The sequence below is a fragment of the Saccharopolyspora rosea genome, from assembly GCF_025643595.1.
In the GTDB taxonomy this organism is placed as follows: Bacteria; Actinomycetota; Actinomycetes; order Mycobacteriales; family Pseudonocardiaceae; genus Saccharopolyspora; species Saccharopolyspora rosea.
In genome coordinates, this window is the sequence record NZ_CP102826.1 from 2,478,853 (window position 1) to 2,497,570 (window position 18,718).

The window sequence follows — 18,718 nt, forward strand, 5'->3', positions numbered from 1 at the left end:
GTCGCCATGGCAACCAAGCGCTACACCGGGTACCAGTCGTTCTCGTACCTGGAAGCAGGAGTGGACTACCCCGAGTTCACACTCTCGGCCGACGTCGACCGGCTACCCGAGCACGATCTCGGGCTGACCGCTGACCAGCTGGCGCGCGCCGAGCGGCTTCTAGCCGACAACATCGTGGTGTCGCTGCACGACCACCCGGTGCGTCTCCCGCGGAACGCGAGGGCGGAGCTGCTCAAGTGGAATCGCGAGGCGCGCCTCGCCTACGGCTACGAAGGGCTGAGCCGGTCCGGGCTGGACGCCTTGTTCGACAACCTCGGCTGGGGAGCCTGCGAGTCCCGGAACGGGTGGAAGTGGGACGACATCATCACCGATCTCGGGATGCGCTTCTGCGACTTCGCGCACCAGGACTACGTCATCCGCGCGGAATCGGTCGCCGACATCCGGCGCGCGCACACCGAGGGCCGGCTGGCCGTGGTCGCAGGACTCGAAGGGGCGGCTCTGATCGAGAACGAGATCGACCGGCTCGACGTGCTCTACGGGCTGGGTGTCCGGCAGATCGGCATCGCCTACAGCAACGCGAACGCCCTCGGCAGCGGTCTGGGCGAAACGAGAGACGGAGGTCTGACCTCGCTCGGGCGGCGCGCGGTCCGCCGGATGAACCAGCTCGGTATCGCCATCGACGTGTCACACGCCGGGGACCGGACCGCGCTCGACGTGATCGAAGCCAGCGACAAGCCGGTGTTGATCACGCACGCCGGGGCGCGGGGGCTCTGGGACACCCCGCGGATGAAACCCGACGAGGTCATCCGGGCCTGCGCCGACAGCGGCGGGATGATCGGGATCGAGTCTGCCCCGTACACCACCGTCAGCCCCCAGCACCGCCGCCACACCATCGAATCCGTGATGGACCACTTCCGCTACTGCGTCGACCTCGTCGGGATCGACCACGTCGGTTTCGGCCCGGACACCTTCTTCGGCGACCACCTTGACCTGCACCACGTGATGAGCCGGAAATGGGGAGTCGCCGACACCATCCGCAACGGCCCGGAGTTCGAGAGCATCGAAGCCGTCGCCGGACTGGAGAACCCTGGCGAATGCTTCCGCAACATCACCCGCTGGCTGGTCAAGCACGGTTACCCGGACGACGAGATCGCCGCGGTCACCGGCGGGAACGTCCTGCGGGTGCTCGAAAAGATCTGGTGACGCCGCCGGTGGCGCTTCCCTTCTCGCGCGCGGAGCTGTGCTGCAGAAGAAAATCCTCGGCGCCGCGATGTTCGGGCACGCTGTGGAGTCCTACGACTTCGCGCAACCGCGCTGTGGCCGCGCCCTGGGACCACGAGCGCGACGGGGAGTCGCCGCGGCTGCACCTGGATCCCCTGATTCGCACGCCGCCCACCAGTGACCACGGGAGCACTGGTGGGCGTGAGGATCCGCTACGAGACCGGGCGCGTCAGACGCGGACCGGGGTCAACGTCTCGCCGATCCAGCGCGCGATGGCGGTCGTCTTGCTCTCGGTACCCGGCTGCCCCATCACCTGGAGACCGAAAGGAAGACCGCCGACCGACATCAGCGGGATGTTCACGGCCGGTGCGCCCAGCAGCGAACTCGGGAAGTTGAATGCCGGGTCCCCGGTCGGCCATCTCGCGGGCTGGCGGCCGGGTACGTCCCCGAGCCATTCTGGCGCGGGCCCACTCGACGTGGGTGCGATGACCGCGTCCACCCGCGGGCCGAGGAGCGCATAGGCGGACTTCACGGCGGCACGGTCGCGCAGCGCCTCCTCATAACCCGCCGCTCCCAGCGCCTCCGCGGCGTCGATGAAAAACCGCTTGCCACGCGCACTGACGCCGTCTGGGTTGTTCGCCACGACGTCCCGGAACGCCCAATAGTGCTCCCACGCCAGGATCGCGCTGCCGAGCTCGGTCACGCCCGTCAAAGACCGCTCGAACCGTTCCACAACCGCGTCTTCGCCTCGGCGCTGAACGTTCACGCCGCTCGATTCGATCTGCGCGAGGACCTGTTCGAACGCTCCGCGGCTGACGTCGTCCAGGCGCTCCCAGCCGTCGGTTTCCATCACTGCCAGCGCGCCTGGTTGCCGTGCCGGAGGCGGCTCGGTCGGCCCGGACAGCGCGGGCCAGCCCGGGTCGCCTCCCGCGCGCGAGGCGATCGCGATCGCGACCAGCCACATGTCCTCGGGACACGCGGCGAGAACGCCGTGCGAGGTCATGCTCGCGGTCTGCCGCTCACCACGGTTGATACCGCCCTGGGAGGGTTTCAGACCCCAGTTCCCGTTGTAGCTGGCCGGCCGCATGAGCGAGCCGCCGGTCTGCGTCGCGATGGTGGCGGGAACCATCCGCGCCCCGACGGCGGCTCCCGAGCCGGAGGAGGAACCGCCGGGTGTGTGCTTCGGGTTGAACGGGTTCGTCGTCTGGCTGGGTTCCGGGCCGCCCAGCTCCGTGGTCACCGTCTTCCCGAGCACGACCGCGCCCGCCTGACGGAGTGCCCACACCGCCGCGTTGTCCCTCTTCGGGAAATTGCCGGTGAACGCGGCGCACCCCATCTGGGTGGGCATGTCCCGGGTTTCGAGCAGGTCCTTGATGCCGATCGGCATGCCGTCAATGGGCGATAGCGGTTCACCCCGCCGCCAGCGCCCGGTGCTGGCATCGGCCTGCTTGCGTGCCTGCGACTCGTTGAGCACGACCCAAGCCCGCACGACGGGCTCGCGCTCGGCGATCGTCGCGAGGCACCTTTCCAGGTACTCGCGTGGCGAGTCGGTGCCGTCGCGGAAAGCCCTGACCGCGGTGTGGAAGCGCAGACCCTCGAAGGTGGCCGGATCGTATTCGACGACGTCGTCGGTGCTCGCGGAAGTCACAAGTGCTCTCCTTGCGTAGCGTGCTGTTCTCTCGACCTGCGATCGCCGATCCAGCGCCCGAGGCGATCGAGGGCTTCTCGGACCTCTTCGGTCGCGCCGAGGAACGGAAGTCGAATCGAGGTGCGGCCGTCGACCGGGTCGGAATCGATGCCGGCGCCACCGCCAGGTCGCCGTGGGTGCGCCCGCGCTCGGCAGTCCTGCACGACGTGCAACGGCGGCACCTGCGGCAAAAGCAGGGCCCCGCGAGGCGACGGCAGCCGAGCCATTTCGTGATGCGGCACGGCGTGCATCATAGCGGCACGGAGTGGGGTTGCATCAACGTTCGCGGGCGAGGCGCTCGACCAGCGCGGTGACCCGGTAGTCGACGAGCCGTCGCATGACGAGCGAGGTGGTGGTGCGTTCCACGCCGTCGATCGCGAGGATCAGACCGGCGATGCGGTAGAGATCGTCCGCATCCTGCGCGACGACGTGGACCAGCAAGTCTCCTTCGCCCGTCATGCCGAGGACTTCGACGACCTCCGCCACTTGGGCGAGCCCGTCGGCGACGGGATCGAGCAAGCGCTGCGCCACGGTGACGGCCAGATACGCCGTGAGCGGGTACCCGAGTGCCGCGGGGTCGATCCGGCGCTCGACGCTGCCCAGAACACCGCTTTCTTCGAGCCGGGCCAGCCGGGCCTGCACGGTGTTGCGGGAAAGTCCGGCGCGCTGGGCCAGCGCCAGCGCGGTGCCACGCGGGTTCTCGGCGAGGGCGCGCAGCAGGCGCGCGTCCATGGCGTCGATCGGCGCCGGCCTCCGCTTGTTGCCGTGCATCTTGCCCACCTTCCCGAGCTTCGAGATTGTTCCCGCGTGCAGATTGCACACATTCAAGCTGACCGCTTGTGCAGCGAGATTGTCAATGGTGCCCTTGTTGGGCATTCTGCACGGGAGGAGTTCGCCGATGACCGCACCGTCCACATCTGCCGTCCCCGTCGGCACTGAGGACCGTCTCGCGGTACTCGGGGAGATCGAGCAGCGTGTGCGCTGGCTCGCCACCGCGATCATCGACCACGCCAACCGGGTGCGCCCGAACCCGGCAGGGCTCAAGGTCGGCGGACATCAGGCGTCGTCGGCGTCGATGACCACGTTGATGACCGCGTTGTGGTTCGAGCACTTGCGGGCGGGGGACCGCGTCTCGGTGAAGCCGCACGCCTCGCCGGTGTTGCACGCCATCAACTACCTGCTCGGCGAGCTGGATGAGGAGTACTTGACCACGTTGCGCGCGTTCGGCGGTCTGCAGTCCTACCCGTCGCGGTCGAAGGACCCGGACCCGGTCGACTACTCGACGGGTTCGGTCGGGATCGGTGCGACCGCGCCGATCTGGGGTGCGCTGGCCCGCCGATACGTCACGACGCTGGGCGAGCAGGCCGGCACGGGCAGGCAGTACTCGCTGGTCGGGGACGCCGAGCTGGATGAGGGTGCGGTCTGGGAAGCCGTTCTCGATCCTATGGTCGCCGAGCTGGGCGAGGTCGTGTGGATCGTCGACCTCAACCGGCAGAGCCTGGACCGGGTGGTGCCGAACATCGGCACGCCGCGACTGCAGGGGATGTTCGGTGCGGCCGGCTGGCAGGTGCTGACCGTGAAGTACGGGCGGCTGCTGGACAAACTGTTCGCGCGCCCGGGTGGGGAGGCGCTGCGGCGGCGACTCGACGAGATGACCAACCCGGAGTACCAGCGGCTGCTGCGGTGCAACCCCGCCCAGCTGCGCGAGCGCTTACCGGACTCGCCTGAGCTGGCGGCCTTGGTGTCCACTTTGGATGACGAGACCCTGCATGCCGCGATCCGCAATCTCGGCGGGCACGATCTGCGGGCCGTCGGGGACGCGTTCGCTCGAATCGACGACACTCGCCCGACGGTGATCTTCGCCTACACGGTCAAGGGTTACGGGCTGGCGAGCGAGGGCCATCCGCAGAATCACTCCTCACTACTGAGCCAGGATCAGTTCGCCGAGCTCGCCGCTCGCTGTGGTATGTCGGTCGACGCGCCCTGGCAGCGGTTCGGACCGGCCACCCCGGCCGGGCGCCTGTGCGCCGCCACCGCCGAGCGGCTGCGTCGCGACCTCGTGCCCGCCACCCCGGTTGCGGCACTGCCGGTGGACATCGGCCGGACACCGTCCGGCGAAACGACCACACAGGCAGCACTCGGCCGCGCGCTGCTCGACCTCACCCGCGACGCCCCCGAGGCCGCCCGCCGGGTGGTCACGGTCAGCCCGGACGTCAGCTCGACGACGAACCTGGGTGGCTGGGTGAACAAGGTCGGCGTGTGGTCGACCACCGAACGCCCGGACTGGTTCGCCGACGACGCCGAGACCATCCTGCACTGGCGGGAGAACCCGACGGGCCAGCACATCGAACTGGGCATCTCCGAGGTCAATCTCGTGGGCCTGCTCGGCGAACTCGGCGCGACCTGGAGCCGCTGGGGCCAGCTGCTGCTGCCGATCGGGGTGCTCTACGACCCGTTCGTCGAGCGCGCGCTGGAACCGTGGTCCTACGGCATTTACGCGGGTGGGCAGTCCATCCTCGTCGGCACACCGTCCGGAGTGAGCCTGGCGCCGGAGGGCGGCGCGCACCAGTCGATCAAGACCCCGTCCATCGGCCTGGAGCAGCCCGGCTGCACCACCTACGAGCCCGCCTTCGCCCTCGACACCGAATGGACGCTGCTGGCCAGCCTGGCGCGGCTCGGCAAACCGGACGGCAGCTCGACCTACCTCCGGCTGTCCACCCGCCCGGTCGACCAGACATTGGCTGCTGTCCCCGCGGACACCGCCGCCCGGCAGCGACGCCGCCGGCAGGTCGTCGCCGGCGCGTATTCCTTGCGCCGCACCGACAACCCGAAGATCGCCATCGCCGCAATGGGCGCCGTGATCCCCGAAGCCGTGGGCGCCGCGGACCGACTCCAGCAGGCCGGTATCCCCGCCGACGTGATCTGCGTGACCAGCCCCGACCTGCTCTACCGCGCAGTGCGTGCTCGGCAAGGCCACGAACCCGCCGAATCCTGGATCCTCGACCAGGTCTTCCCCGCCAACCGCGCCACCCCGCTGGTCACCGTCCTCGACGGCCACCCGCACACCCTGGCCTTCCTGGCCACCATCAACCAGGTTCGCCACACCAGCCTCGGCGTGACCCGCTTCGGCCAGTCCGGCTCGATCGAGGACGTCTACCGATACCACGGCCTCGACACCGACAGCATCGTCCGCGCCGCTCTCGACCTCGCCGACTAGGTCTGACCTAGGACCGGCGACGTAGTGTCGGATCCAGCAGGGCCGGGTTGGCCCGCCCCGAGTAGGTCGCCGGGATGTTCTCGCCCGGTGGCACGATGGCGTCGATTCGATCGAGAACGTCGTCGGGCAGGCGGGTTTCGGTTCCGGCCAGCAGATCCTCAAGCTGCTCAGGGGTCCGCGGCCCGAGGAACACTGTTGCGACCGCGGGATGGGTGAGCGTGAATCCCAGGGCGAGGTGGGTCAATGACAGGCCCGCTTCCTCGGCGAGCGCCACGAGGGCTTCGACCGCGTCGATCTTGCGCTGGTTCTCGGGTCGTGCGGGGTCGAACGTGTGGGGCAGGAACTTCGCCCGCACCGTGGTCATGTCGACGTGGTCGCGGCGGTAGCGTCCGGTCAACCAGCCACTGCGCAGCGGGCTCCACGTCATCACCCCGATGCCGTACCGCAGGCAGGTGGGGAACAGGGCTTGCTCGGCGCCGCGGGTCAGGATCGAATACGGAGGTTGATCCACGCGCATCCGCACGTGCCGCCGATCATCGGACACCCACTGCGCTTCCACGATGCGCTCCACCGGCCACGTGCACGAGCCGATCGTCCGGATCTTCCCGGCTCGCACCAGGTCCGACAACGCCGCCAGGGTTTCGTCGACGTCGGTGCGCTCGTCGAAGCGGTTGACCGTGCACACGTCCACGTAGTCGGTGTCCAGCCGGCGCAGGCTGTCCTCGACGGCGCGGGTGATCCACCGCCGGGACCCGCCGCGCATGACGTCGAGATTCTCGGGGTTCATGGGGCCCCCGACCTTGGTCGACAGCACCACGTCCGCACGTCGACGCTTCAGCGCTCGCCCCACGATTTCTTCGGACTCGCCGTAGGAGAAGACATCCGCTGTGTCGACGCAGTTGATGCCTGCGTCCAGCGCGCGGTGGATCATGCGGATGCATTCGTCGTGGTCGAGGTTGCCGATCTTGCCGAACATCATCGCGCCGAGGCTGACCTCGCTGACCTTGATGCCGGTGGCACCGAGCTGGCGCATCCGCACTCGTGTCACTCCTTCCGCTGTGGCCTGCACCGTTTGTCGGCTACTGCGCTCGATCGCGCCGAGGCATCGCCTTTGCTACCTGAACGAGCCATTGCACCTGGTGATCGAGGTCAGGCCCGGAAGGGCGCGAAATGACCGTGTCGTCGGCCATGACCACCTCCGGCGCTCCCGGAGCATCCCGCTGGCGTTCGGCGCGCAGCGCGGCGTTGATCCGGTGCGCATGCTCCTCCACCGTCGCTTCGTCCGCGCCTAGGGTGGGGCTGTGCTCGATTGGGATCACAATGCCTACTACCAGCGGCTGTTGCTGCGAAGGCTGCCTCGGGATTGCGACCGTGTGCTCGACGTTGGGTGCGGCTCCGGAACATTCGCGGCTGAGCTGGCCCAGCGAAGCAAGCAGGTCGATGCGGTCGACCGTTCTCCCGAGATGATCGATCAGGCGCGGCGTCGCGTGCCGGCAAACGTCAATTGCGTGCCGGCTGACATCTTGGTCGACGAGTTGCCCAGCCGGGACTACGACGCGATCGTCTCGGTCACGGCATTGCACCACATGCCGTTGGAAGAGGCCCTCAGGGTGCTTGCGGTCGCCCTGCGGCCAGGTGGCGTGCTCGCAGCTGTTGCGCTGCCTCGCGCGGACCCGCGCCGAGAGCTTCCCGCCGAGATCGCTGCGGCGCTTGCCCACCGTCTGTTTGGTTTGGCGTTCATCGCCAAGCGAGCCCTGGGATGCGGTCGCGGCTTCGCGAAGGATCCCGAACTCTCGTCCATGCCCGTGGTCATGGACCCGCCATTGACTACCCGCCAGGTCGCCGAGGTGGCAAGTGGGCTGCTTCCCGGTGCGCGCGTGCGGCGACTGCTGTTCTGGCGTTACTTGTTGATTTGGCGGAAGCCAGCCGCGAGTCCTGAATTCTGATCACCCGGTCCGGCGAGCAGCATTCTCGGCACGCGGCCGAGGCAGGAGTACCGTCCACTGTCAGTGAAGGTCTTTCATCGGTGAGGGCATACTGCCGCGTAGGCGGCAGGACCTGGTAGCCGAGCGAGCTGTGTCGGCGGCGGTGGCTGTAGTCGTCCTTCCAATCGCTGATCACGACCCTGGCCTGGGCCAGGGACCAGAAGATGTCGATGTTCAGGCACTCGTCGCGGATGCGGGAGTTGAACGACTCGACGTAGCCGTTGCGCCACGGCTCGCCCGGCGGGATGAAGTGCAGCCCGACCTGTTCGTGGGCCCAGTCGGCCATCGCGACGCAGGCCAGCTCGGGACCGTTGTCACAGCGCAGCACAGTCGGGTAGCCGCAACGCCGACGACCACTGAAGCTGGTCGGTGGCCAGGATCGTCGGAGCTTCAGTGCGCTCACGGACGACCACTGCCCGTTGCGGTTGAGCCCAGTTCCGCCCTGATCGGCGTGGCGGCGATCACACTCCTTTGACAGGTAGGCAAGGCTTACCTACGTTCTCCGCGGTCGTCTCGATCGGAGACGGCGGAAGGAGGCACCGTGCTGGTCGGCAATGCGCTGATCGGGTTGCGCGAGGGACTGGAAGCAGTCCTCGTGGTCAGCATCCTGGTCGCGTTCCTGGTGCGCAGTGGGCGGAAATGGGCGCTGCGCCTGGTGTGGACGGGAGTCGCCGCCGCGGTGGCCCTGTCGGTCGGGGTGGGGGCACTGCTCACCTACACCTCGGCGACGATGTCGTTCGAGAAGCAGGAGATGTTCGGCGGTGGCATGTCCATCCTCGCCGTCGCCTTCGTGACCTCGATGATCTTCTGGATGCGCAGCGCCGCACGCGGTCTCGCGGCGCAGCTGCGCGGGCAGCTCGACGAGGCGCTGCAGCTGGGCAACTGGTCGGTGATCACCGTGGCCTTCCTCGCCGTGGCGCGGGAAGGGCTGGAGACCGCGGTGTTCTTCTTCTCCAGCGTCCAGTCGGCCGGGGGCGGCACCGTCCTGCCGCTGGTCGGCTTCCTGGTGGGTATCGCCGCTTCGGTGCTGCTGGGCTGGTTGCTGTACTTCGGCGCGGTCAAGATCGACCTGGGGAAGTTCTTCACCGCGACCGGCGTGCTGCTCGTGTTCGTCGCCGCCGGGGTTTTCGCCTACGGCATGCACGACCTGCAGGAGGCGGGGGTGCTGCCGGGGCTGCACACCCTCGCGTTCGACGTCAGCGCCTACATCTCGACCTCGTCGTGGTACGGGGCGCTGCTCAAGGGGATCTTCAACTTCTCCCCGCAGACCACGGTCCTCGAAGCGGTCGTCTGGGTTGCCTACACCGCGGTCGTCCTGCCCCTGTTCCTGCGCCCCAAGCGCGTCGCTCCCGCTCCCGCACCGACAGGAGAAAGCTCGTGAGAACCAGCCTGCGCATCGTCCTCCCGATCACCGCGCTGGCGCTCGCCGCGTGCGGCCAGCAGCCCGTCAAGGACGCGCCCGGCACGATCAGCGTCGAGGCCAGCGACAACGCCTGCAAGGTGTCCCGCACCTCGGCCCCGGCCGGAACGATCACCTTCGACGTGCGCAACACCGGCAGCCAGGTCACCGAGTTCTACCTCTACGGCCAGGGCGACAAGATCATCAGCGAGGTGGAGAACATCGGCCCCGGCACGAACCGGCAGCTGGTGGCCCAGGTGCCGCAGGGCGGCGAGTACACCACCGCGTGCAAGCCGGGCATGCAGGGCAACGGCATCCGCGGCGAGTTCACCGTGACGGGATCCGCGCAGGCGGCCAGCAGCCCGGAGATCGCCCGGGCAGTCGCCGCCTACAAGACCTACGTCGACCAGCAGGCCGACCAGCTGCGCGCCGACACCGGCCGGTTCGCCCAGGCCGTCAAAACCGGCGACGTGGCGGGTGCCAAGGCGCTCTACCCGCGGGCTCGGACCGCCTGGGAGCGCATCGAGCCGGTCGCGGAGAGCTTCGGCGACCTGGACCCGAAGATCGACGGCCGCGAGGCCGACCTGGACCCGGGCCAGCCGTTCACCGGCTACCACCGGCTGGAGAAAGACCTGTGGGCGACCGGGCCGCGGCCGGACACCCCGGCCGTGGCCGACCAGCTGGTCGCCGACGTCGACCAGATCGTCGCCCGGTCCCGGAACGTCGAGCTGACCCCCGCCGACATCGCCAACGGCGCCAAGGAGCTGCTCGACGAGGTCGCCACCAGCAAGGTCACCGGCGAGGAGGAGACCTTCTCGCACACCGACCTGTGGGACTTCCAGGCCAACGTCGAGGGCGCCGAGCAGGTCGTCGACGTGCTGCGCCCGGTGCTGGCCGCCAAGGACCCGAAGCTGCTCGGCACGCTCGACCAGAACTTCGGCACCGTCAACGGCCTGCTCGCCCGCTACCGGGTCGGCGACGGCTTCCGGACCTACCCGGAGCTGCGTCCCGAGCAGGTCAAGGAGCTGTCGGCGGCGGTGGACGCGCTCGCCGAACCGCTGAGCAGGACCGCGGCGGTCGTGACGGCATGACGGACTCGCTGTCGCGCCGGAAGTTGTTCGGGTTCGCCGGTGCCGGTGTGGCGCTCGCCGGTGCCGGGGGAGTGGTCGGTGCGGCCGTGGCCGGGTCCGGCGACCACGCGGGGGAGGCGGACCTCGTCCCGTTCCACGGACCGCACCAGGCCGGCATCACCACGCCCGCCCAGGACCGGATGCACTTCGTCGCTTTCGACGTGACCACCCGCGACCGGGGTGAGCTGGTGGGGCTGCTGCGGGAGTGGACGCGGGCTGCCGAGCGGATGACCGCGGGGCAGGAGGCCGTCGACCGCGGTGCGGTCGCCGGCGCCGGCGAGGCGCCGCCCGGCGACACCGGCGAAGCCCTGGACCTGCCGCCTTCCGGGCTCACGCTCACCGTCGGGTTCGGCCCGTCGCTGTTCGACGACCGGTTCGGGCTGGCCGCGCAACGGCCGCCCGCGCTGGCCGACCTGCCGCACTTCCCCAAGGACAACCTCGACCCCGGCCGGTGCGGGGGAGACCTGTGCGTCCAGGCGTGCGCGAACGATCCGCAGGTCGCGGTGCACGCGGTGCGCAACCTCGCCCGCATCGGTTTCGGCAAGGTCGCGGTGCGGTGGTCGCAGCTGGGATTCGGCCGCACGTCCAGCACCTCGCGCACGCAGCGCACCCCGCGCAACCTGTTCGGGTTCAAGGACGGCACCAACAACATCAAGTCCGAGGACACCGCGGCGCTCGACGAGCACGTCTGGGTGCAACCCGGCGACGGTCCACAGTGGATGAACGGTGGGACGTACCTGGTGGCGCGGCGGATCCGCATGCACATCGAGACCTGGGACCGCACGTCGCTGCGGGAGCAGGAGAAGGTCGTCGGCCGCGCCAAGGGCAGCGGCGCCCCGCTCGGCAAGGCCGACGAGTTCGACCCGGTCGACCTGCGGGCTCGCGGCGCCGACGGTGAACCGCTCATCGCCGACGACGCCCACATCCGGCTCGCCTCGGCCGAGCGCCACGGCGGAGCGCGGATCCTGCGCCGCGGCTACAACTTCACCGACGGATCCGACGGCCTCGGCAGGCTCGACGCCGGGTTGTTCTTCGTCTGCTTCAACCGCGACCCGCGCAGGCAGTTCGTGCCCATGCAACGCCTGCTCGCGCGCGGGGACGGGATGATGGAGTACCTGGAGCACAACGGCTCGGCGCTGTTCGCCTGTCCGCCGGGCATCCAGCCAGGAGGCTATTGGGGGCAGCACCTTTTCGGTTGACCGGTCCCCGATCGCCGCGAATCGCGCCGTGCTCTCCGTGCCGCCTGCGCATCGTGCCTGCTTGGCGGGACCGTCACCATTTGAGGCTGTTGCGCGCGCCGTGGACCGCTGAGTCGGTGGGTGTCCCGCGGGATCGCCGTTGCCGCAGCAGTGCGTCGAGCGCGAAGGAACCGGCGCCCAGCACCGCGATCAGCAGGAAGATCCACGAATACAGGGCGGCGAGATGTTGGACATGGGATGTTCGTCTCCTGATCGGCTCGGGAACGGCATCGCCGTCGCCGGGCCGACAGGCGGTCAGGACCGTGATGGTGCCCTGTGACGGCAAGGTCCCCCATCGGGACACGCCTGGCCGGTCCGGCGGCAGCAAGTACCGCCTCGAATCGCCGGCCGACAGATCAAGCACAAGGCACCCTGGCCAGTCGTAGCGCGGGTCAGACCACAACCCGGGGCGGCACCACCCTCATCCTCACAGTCGTAGCGGGTGGCGACGGGCCGGTTGCTGCGCCGCTTCGGCGGCACTGTTCGGACTCGACATTGCGCGGTCCGGGGTTCCACCGTCGCCGGCTTCAAGGTCGAAGCCGGCGACGCAGATCCGAATCGGCTCGTGCCGAAGGCGACCACTGAGGCGCGGTGGAACCGCAACTGCCCGCCGTTGCGTCGTGGCCTGGCGGCTCCTTGTGCTGACTGGGCTGTAATGCCCGGGGCGCACGAGCCCAGCCAGCGGATCAACGGGCGGTGGTCACACCCTTTCGGCGGGCCGTTCCGGGACGGGACGTTCGTTCCGCTTTGCCAGGTGCCAGACGAGGACGCGAGAGTAGATGTCCAGGCCAGCAGGAAACATGTCACTCCTTTCCTAGTTCGATGTCGATATGCGCGTGGACGGCGGTCAACGCGGCCATGTGGCTTGGTGTCTCCCCGCCGCCACGGTATTCCCAACCCGCTGATGCGGGTTCCGATCCGGCGCAGCCACAGGGGATGTGGCAGTCCGAGTCGTGGTTGGCCTTTGAGTCGGCCGATGCCCCGCTCACCCGCGGGCGGCGTCGGTCGGAGCCATTACCCGCCGGTCGTTGCGATCACCCGTCGGCCGCTCCCACCAGCGTACGCGTGTGGGGCGCATGAGCGCAGGTCAGCGGTGCCGTGAGCACCGCGATATCCGGGACGCGCGCTGCCCGCCGGTAGCCGGGCTGCCTCATCGCGGAGACTATGACCTTGGTGGGCTGGTACGGATACCGCGCCGCGGTGTCGGCGCCGGACAGGCCCGCCAGCACCAGGATGGTCGGCATGCCGGCTTCGATCCCGGAGCGCACGTCGGTGTCCATCCGGTCACCGAGGACGACGGTGTGCGCTGCGTGTGCACCTACCGTGCGCAGCGCCGATCTGAGCATGAACGGGTTGGGTTTGCCCACGTCAGACCTCGCCGACGATTCCCCAGCAGTACCGCCGCACGTCGGTTTCGACCTCCAGTTGCTGGGGGTCATGGCTGGGCCTCCAGTCGGTGAGGTGCACCAGGCCCGGCTCGACGGGCTTGAACCCGGCGAACCAGGAGGCGATTTCGTCGCGACCGCGGATCCAGGCCGGGTTCGGCGTGGTGGAGTAGTGAGCGCGCAGGTCTTCCAGCTGCGCTGCTCCGGCCGGGTCGGCGCTGGCGCAGGTCCTCGTGCACGATGCCGGCCCATCCGTCGGCCGTCGGCTTCTTCCAGGATCAACTGGGCATGTGCGGCGGCTACGTGTTCGTTGTCGACGTACACCACGCGGCCCTGGCCGTCTCCCAGCGTGCGAGCCACGACCTCGTGCACGTTCATCGACGAAGCCGCACTGCGTCGATGGAGCCTCGGCAGCCGCGCTCACGACTGTCCTGCCCCGGACCGAATCTCCACGACGGCGACAAGGCCAAGGGCGCGATCGCTACCGACGCGTTCCCCGGCCTGGCAAGACCACGGTTGTCCTCGCGTTCGCCAAGAAGTATCACCGCCGCGAGATCACCGCTCTGGGCGAGGTCACCGACGCCGGATGGTGTCACTGCTCCTATCTGACCGTCAATCCGCCATCGACCTGCAGCACTGTGCCGGTCACCCAGCGGGCGTCGTCTGAGGCGAGGTAAACGGCGGCTTCGGCCACGTCCTCGGGTTCGCCGATCCGCTGGGCCGGGTACGCGTCGTGGACGTAGTGCTCGTAATCCGCGCGCTGGTCCGAGGTCATCTGCGCGAGGTAGGCGCGTTCGAACGTCGGCGTACGGATCGAGCCGGGTGCGATGGCGTTGACCCGGACATCCGGACCGAGTTCGTTGGCCAGTGCCTTGGTGAGCGAGTTGAGCGCGCCGCGGGTGGCCGAATAGACCGAGGAGGGGCGCCCGGCGACCATTTTGTCCGCCCAGTAGCTGGAGATGTTCACGATCGCGGTCAGTCGCTCGCGCAGCAACTGGGTCAGCAGCACCGGCACGCGCAGGTTGAGGTGCACCATCGCGTCGAACTGGGGTTTGGTGAGTTCGGCCAGCGGCGGCATGTGCGAGACACCGACGTTGTTCACGAGCACGTCGACGTCCAGGGATCCGACAGCGGCGACAAGTGCGTCTTCGTCGTTGAGGTCAACGGCAACGGTGCGCGTGTTCGGCAATGTCAAGGCGTCGAGCTTCCGCCTGTCGCGCGCGAGAAGCACGAGGTTTGCCCCTTCCCGCGCGAACGCCGTAGCGATGGCAAGACCAATTCCCTCGCTGCCGCCGGTGATCAACGCGGTCTTTCCGGTCAGGCGAGCCATCGGGTCTCCAACTCGGCCAACTGGCGGGTACGGGCGGCGCGGATTCCGGCAGCGGCATCGCTGCCGACGGCGAGCCGCAATGGTGGTTCCGGTAGGTCGACCAGCGCGATGATCGCGGACGCGACTTCTTCCGGCTCGGTCGGTCGCCGAGCGTCGCGTCCGATACGGTCGAGCCGGGCGGCGAGATCGTCGTAGTCGGCGATCGTCCTGGGACGCTCACGTTCGGCCCAGCTCCGGCGGAAGCCTGTGTTGATGGCGCCCGGTTCGACGATGCTGACACGGATGCCGAACGGAGCCAACTCCTCGGCGAGCGAAACCGACAACCCCTCAAGTGCATGCTTGCTCGCCGTGTACGCGCTCATGCCAGGGGCACCGATCTGACCGGCCAGCGAGCTGATCTGCACAATGTGACCCGAGCGGGCGGCCCGCAGGTACGGCAGCGTCGCTCGCAGGACGTCGGCGGCCGCGAAGAAGTTGACCTCGAACTGTTCGCGCAGCGCCGAGTCGGACAGCTCCTCGAAGGCACCAGCCGCCGCATATCCGGCGTTGTTCACCACGACGTCGATCCGGCCGAGAGCGGCGACGGCCTCGGCGACAGCCCGCCGAACCTGCGCAGGGTCGTTGATGTCTACGGATTTCCGGCCGATAGCGACCACTTCGTCCCCGGCCGCCGAGACCAATCGCGCCAGCGCGGAGCCCAGGCCCCCAGACGCACCAGTGAGCAGCCAAACTCGTCTTCCCATACCCCCAACGCTAGACGGAGAACCCTTCTCCGTCTAGCGTTGGGGGTATGGCGGGACTGCGGGCGGACGCCCGGCGAAGTGAGGCGGCACTGGTCGCGGCAGCGCGAAAGGCCGTCGCGGAAGTCGGACTTGAGGTGTCGACCAACGAGATCGTCAAGCGGGCCGGTGTCGGACCGGGCACCTTCTACCGGCGCTTCCCATCACGACAGGCGCTGCTGGAGACGATCCTGCTGGAGGTCATCGACGAACTGGAGGACCAGGCGCGAGCCGCGCTTGAGGATCCCGATCCAGGCCAGGGCTTCGCCCGGCTGCTGCGGGCGCTCACGCTGTCCCAGGTGGAAAACAAAGGCCTGTCGGACGCGCTGGTCGCGCAGGGCGGAAGTCCCGAGGCCGACAAGGCACGCGAACGTTTGCGCGACCTCATCCGCCGGGCGACCGAACGGGCACAGCGGGCCGGCGCCGTGCGTCCGGACCTGTCGTGGGCCGACGTACCGTTCCTCGCCGCCGCAGCAGCGGGGATGACACAGAGCTGTCTGGACCTCCACGCCGGTGCCATGCAACGAGACCGGGTGCTCGCCGTGCTACTTGCCGGAACCGCGAATTCCGGCCCCGAACTCCCCGGGAAACCCGCTACCTTCGCAGAGCGACGGAAAGAGACTGCGGAATAGTCCCCAATGCTCATCCGCGGAACCACAGAGGAAACGTCGCAAGTCTGAGACTGATCTTGGCGACATACTCATGAGACAACACGCACAACCGCAGGTCACAGAAGATCGACATGTCACGCGCGGCGAGACCCTACACGCCTGAGCCCAATCGTCTTGCGTGGTCGGTCACGCGAAGCCGGTGGCGATCAGTCTGTCGACCGTCCGGGCTGGCAAGGGCGGTCCTTCTCGCTTGATCGCGTGGTATCAGGAGTCGGGCCGACCCGGGTATGTCGGTTGCGGAACTTCGAACTCCGCGACGAGCACGGCGGCGTGGCCGGGGAAGCATCCTCGAAGCCCTGCTGCGCGCCGCCGACACCGCGTCTCCATGAAGGACCAATGACCGAATTCGTCCTCGAATCCAGCACACCCCACACCGCGCTGTCCCACCTCGCCCTCTACGGGCTGGCCGCGATCCTCGACGACGCCGGACACCGCATCACGTTGTCCTGGACCACCGGTATGGACCCCCGGCCCGTCATCCACAGCGACCTCGAACCCGACCAGATCGGCGAGACCGTGCACGCACACGCCGCACGACGGGCCGAAAACGGATGGCTGCACGAGGATTTCGACGTCGGCGCCCGAACCGTCGCGCTGATGAGTCCCCGGATCAGCAAGCTCTCCGAATCGGACTGGCCGCGCCTCCAACGGCGACGTCATGAGGCCCTAGACGCTCTCACCCAAGACGGGTCGCGGTTGGACCTGCGGCTGATCGCCGCACTCGGCGAACCCTGCTACTGGAGCAAAACCCCCAAACGCGAGATCCGACAGGACGACGCAGCCAGCCGCTGGGAAATGCAACCACGAAACCAGGGTTCCGAATTCGTCACGAACCGGCTGCGCCCCCTCGCCCGCGCGGTCAGCAACCGTCCTCCCACCGAGATCGTGAACGGACTCATCGGACTGTCCACTGTCGACACCGTCGGCAAGGGCAAGCCGGACAGTCGTACCGCGACCGGACTCGCGCCCCTCGGACCCACCGACGACGCGCTGGCATGGTGCGGCCTGTGGGGCATCTCCCAACTACCCACCACGCACCGGTTCGCAGGCCGATCCCGCACCACCGGCCACCAAGGCCCCGCCACCGGCGGCACCATGACCCTGCCCGCCTGGACCCGCCCCTGGACCCTCGGCCGGCTACGAACGCTCCTCGGCTGTCCACAACTGGCCACCTTCGCCAACCCCGAGGCCAGCGACCTCGACCGCGACATCGCCCGAGCCTGGCTCGCCGAACGACACATCGTCGCCGCCGTCCGCTTCCCCATCCACCGCTACGGCACCGACCAAGCCCCCGAACGCCGAACCCAACACGGCACCATCCTCAACACACAACCCCCAGCCCACGACGAACCCTGAAACGAACTCCTGCCGCGTCCGGCACAATCAAGACCCACAAGCACCTTGACAACTCCACAGCGACATCACCGACCTGCAACGCGACGATCGGCTGGCACCCGGACACACCACCGGCCCCGCCCGCTCGGAAGGAGGTGAGCAAGGGACGTCGCGAAGCCTCCAACAAAACGTCCCCACGCACGCACCCTTCGCATCCCATAACCGCAGGTCACAGCCTTGGCTCCCTGCGCTTCGCCGCCCCGCCTGATCCACACCACAACCCACCGAGCCCACCCTCCGCAAAGCGCGGTAAACTCCCAGGTCAACAGCATCGCGACAGCGACCCTCCCGCGGTTCCCTCCGGAACCGCACTTCATTGAGGCGTGGTGTTGGTGTTCTCGTTGGCCTTGATGGCGTCACCCGCGGTTCCCTCCGGAACCGCACTTCATTGAGGCCGCGGCCAGCCTTCGGGCAGGATCGGAATCGATCGAAACCCGCGGTTCCCTCCGGAACCGCACTTCATTGAGGCTTGCCGAAGTAGAATTGCCACCCGTGCTGCTCCGGGGCCCGCGGTTCCCTCCGGAACCGCACTTCATTGAGGCGTCGATTTGTCCAACTTGAACATGCCCCTGACCGGGCCCGCGGTTCCCTCCGGAACCGCACTTCATTGAGGCGGCAAGACATCTCGTTCTGGCGGTGGGGCGGGGACATCGAGCCCGCGGTTCCCTCCGGAACCGCACTTCATTGAGGCACCCAGTGGAACTTGTCCTCGCCCCAGAACCGAAGCTCGTCCGCCCGCGGTTCCCTCCGGAACCGCACTTCATTGAGGCATCAATAAGATCGAGAAGGGGCAGGTGCCTAAAGACCCGCGGTTCCCTCCGGAACCGCACTTCATTAAAGGAACACCACCGACCGCCAGAAAGCCGCCCCCGTGTTGATCCCCGCGGTTCCCTCCGGAACCGCACTTCATTGAGGGCTGGCCCGGCAGGTCACGGTGCGGCAGCTGGCCGAACCTCCGCGGTTCTTTTCGGAACCGCATTTCACTGAGGGCATCTCGCCCCGGTCGAGACCCACCGTCGGTGGCGCAGCGGTTTCCTTCGAAACCGCACTTCATTCAGGGTGGCCGTTGTCGGGTATTACACCCAGCAGTAGGCGGCGCCCGCGGTTTCTCCGGGGCAGCACCTCGTCGCGTTTCGTCGATTCCAGCCACGGTGGTGATTCTTTTCTGAATTATCGATGCGCCTTGCGCCAGGGGCGGGTGCAGAGCGCTCCTGGCGCGGAGAGGGATGGTAGGCCCTCCAGTGTGGCTTTGTCACACTAATCCCTTCCATCTCTAACACA

17 protein-coding genes, 1 pseudogene and 1 CRISPR repeat array are annotated in these 18,718 nt (G+C 68.3%); of the genes and pseudogenes, 8 read left to right on the plus strand and 10 right to left on the minus strand.

Going from position 1 to position 18,718, the window contains the following annotated elements:
• Positions 1-6: 6 nt before the first annotated feature.
• Positions 7-1,203, plus strand: a complete 1,197-nt coding sequence (locus NV263_RS11465; protein WP_263252883.1) for a dipeptidase — start codon at positions 7-9, stop codon at positions 1,201-1,203.
• Positions 1,204-1,450: 247 nt separating this feature from the next.
• Here the strand turns inward: NV263_RS11465 and NV263_RS11470 are convergent, their stop codons facing one another.
• Positions 1,451-2,869 (minus strand): amidase, encoded by a 1,419-nt coding sequence (locus tag NV263_RS11470; protein ID WP_263252885.1) that lies wholly within the window; start codon positions 2,867-2,869, stop codon positions 1,451-1,453.
• A 315-nt stretch (positions 2,870-3,184) separates the two neighbouring features.
• Entirely contained in the window at positions 3,185-3,823 is a 639-nt protein-coding gene (locus tag NV263_RS11475) for an Lrp/AsnC family transcriptional regulator (RefSeq protein WP_425571156.1), read from the minus strand.
• Here NV263_RS11475 and NV263_RS11480 point away from each other — a divergent pair.
• The gene (locus tag NV263_RS11480) at positions 3,807-6,125 is read left to right on the plus strand and encodes a transketolase-like TK C-terminal-containing protein (RefSeq protein WP_263252888.1); all 2,319 of its coding nucleotides are present in this window, start codon (positions 3,807-3,809) and stop codon (positions 6,123-6,125) included. The two genes, NV263_RS11475 and NV263_RS11480, sit on opposite strands and share 17 nt — an antisense overlap.
• Positions 6,126-6,132: 7 nt before the next feature.
• Here NV263_RS11480 and NV263_RS11485 read toward each other — a convergent pair whose 3' ends face one another.
• Together NV263_RS11485 and NV263_RS11490 are read right to left on the minus strand one after the other, a co-directional pair.
• Positions 6,133-7,158, minus strand: a complete 1,026-nt coding sequence (locus NV263_RS11485) for an aldo/keto reductase (RefSeq protein WP_263252890.1) — start codon at positions 7,156-7,158, stop codon at positions 6,133-6,135.
• A 46-nt stretch (positions 7,159-7,204) separates the two neighbouring features.
• A complete protein-coding gene (locus NV263_RS11490; RefSeq protein ID WP_263252892.1) occupies positions 7,205-7,396 on the minus strand; it encodes a DUF6545 domain-containing protein in 192 nt (63 codons plus the stop codon).
• A 30-nt stretch (positions 7,397-7,426) separates the two neighbouring features.
• Here NV263_RS11490 and NV263_RS11495 point away from each other — a divergent pair, with 30 nt between their 5' ends.
• A complete protein-coding gene (locus tag NV263_RS11495) occupies positions 7,427-8,071 on the plus strand; it encodes a class I SAM-dependent methyltransferase (RefSeq protein ID WP_263252894.1) in 645 nt (214 codons plus the stop codon).
• A gap of 74 nt (positions 8,072-8,145) precedes the next feature.
• On the opposite strand, the pseudogene NV263_RS11500 reads toward NV263_RS11495, so the two are convergent.
• A pseudogene (locus NV263_RS11500) lies at positions 8,146-8,456 on the minus strand (integrase core domain-containing protein); the annotation flags it as partial.
• A gap of 195 nt (positions 8,457-8,651) precedes the next feature.
• Here NV263_RS11500 and efeU point away from each other — a divergent pair.
• The 3 genes from efeU to efeB are packed head-to-tail and all read left to right on the plus strand — an operon-like array spanning position 8,652 to position 11,838.
• Positions 8,652-9,491 (plus strand): iron uptake transporter permease EfeU, encoded by an 840-nt coding sequence (gene efeU, locus NV263_RS11505; protein ID WP_263252895.1) that lies wholly within the window; start codon positions 8,652-8,654, stop codon positions 9,489-9,491.
• The gene (gene efeO, locus NV263_RS11510; RefSeq protein ID WP_263252898.1) at positions 9,488-10,600 is read left to right on the plus strand and encodes an iron uptake system protein EfeO; all 1,113 of its coding nucleotides are present in this window, start codon (positions 9,488-9,490) and stop codon (positions 10,598-10,600) included. Before efeU ends, efeO begins: the two co-directional genes overlap by 4 nt.
• Positions 10,597-11,838 carry an iron uptake transporter deferrochelatase/peroxidase subunit gene (gene efeB, locus NV263_RS11515; RefSeq protein ID WP_263252899.1) on the plus strand — a complete coding sequence of 414 codons (1,242 nt, stop codon included), beginning with the start codon at positions 10,597-10,599 and terminating at the stop codon, positions 11,836-11,838. The genes efeO and efeB overlap by 4 nt, the downstream gene beginning before the upstream one ends.
• Before the next feature lie 73 nt (positions 11,839-11,911).
• Here efeB and NV263_RS11520 read toward each other — a convergent pair whose 3' ends face one another.
• The 5 genes from NV263_RS11520 to NV263_RS11535 all read right to left on the minus strand — a co-directional run bounded on the left by NV263_RS11520 (position 11,912) and on the right by NV263_RS11535 (position 15,335).
• Complete coding sequence (locus NV263_RS11520; RefSeq protein WP_263252901.1) at positions 11,912-12,241, minus strand: hypothetical protein; 330 nt, start codon at positions 12,239-12,241, stop codon at positions 11,912-11,914.
• Positions 12,242-12,911: 670 nt separating this feature from the next.
• A complete protein-coding gene (locus NV263_RS30675; RefSeq protein ID WP_380760462.1) occupies positions 12,912-13,316 on the minus strand; it encodes an HAD hydrolase-like protein in 405 nt (134 codons plus the stop codon).
• On the minus strand, positions 13,246-13,686 hold the full coding sequence (locus tag NV263_RS30680) for an SAM-dependent methyltransferase (protein WP_380760465.1): 441 nt from the start codon (positions 13,684-13,686) through the stop codon (positions 13,246-13,248). Before NV263_RS30680 ends, NV263_RS30675 begins: the two co-directional genes overlap by 71 nt.
• 177 nt (positions 13,687-13,863) lie before the next feature.
• On the minus strand, positions 13,864-14,592 hold the full coding sequence (locus tag NV263_RS11530; protein WP_263252903.1) for an SDR family NAD(P)-dependent oxidoreductase: 729 nt from the start codon (positions 14,590-14,592) through the stop codon (positions 13,864-13,866).
• On the minus strand, positions 14,580-15,335 hold the full coding sequence (locus tag NV263_RS11535; RefSeq protein ID WP_263252904.1) for an SDR family NAD(P)-dependent oxidoreductase: 756 nt from the start codon (positions 15,333-15,335) through the stop codon (positions 14,580-14,582). The genes NV263_RS11530 and NV263_RS11535 overlap by 13 nt, the downstream gene beginning before the upstream one ends.
• A 47-nt stretch (positions 15,336-15,382) precedes the next feature.
• Here NV263_RS11535 and NV263_RS11540 point away from each other — a divergent pair, with 47 nt between their 5' ends.
• Positions 15,383-16,003: a TetR/AcrR family transcriptional regulator gene (locus NV263_RS11540; RefSeq protein WP_263252905.1), complete on the plus strand. Its 621-nt coding sequence runs from the start codon at positions 15,383-15,385 to the stop codon at positions 16,001-16,003.
• A gap of 309 nt (positions 16,004-16,312) precedes the next feature.
• On the plus strand, positions 16,313-17,398 hold the full coding sequence (locus NV263_RS11545) for a hypothetical protein (RefSeq protein ID WP_263252906.1): 1,086 nt from the start codon (positions 16,313-16,315) through the stop codon (positions 17,396-17,398).
• Between the two features lie 326 nt (positions 17,399-17,724).
• Positions 17,725-18,492: direct repeats of the CRISPR family, unit length 31 nt; unit sequence CCCGCGGTTCCCTCCGGAACCGCACTTCATT.
• Positions 18,493-18,718: the final 226 nt, after the last annotated feature.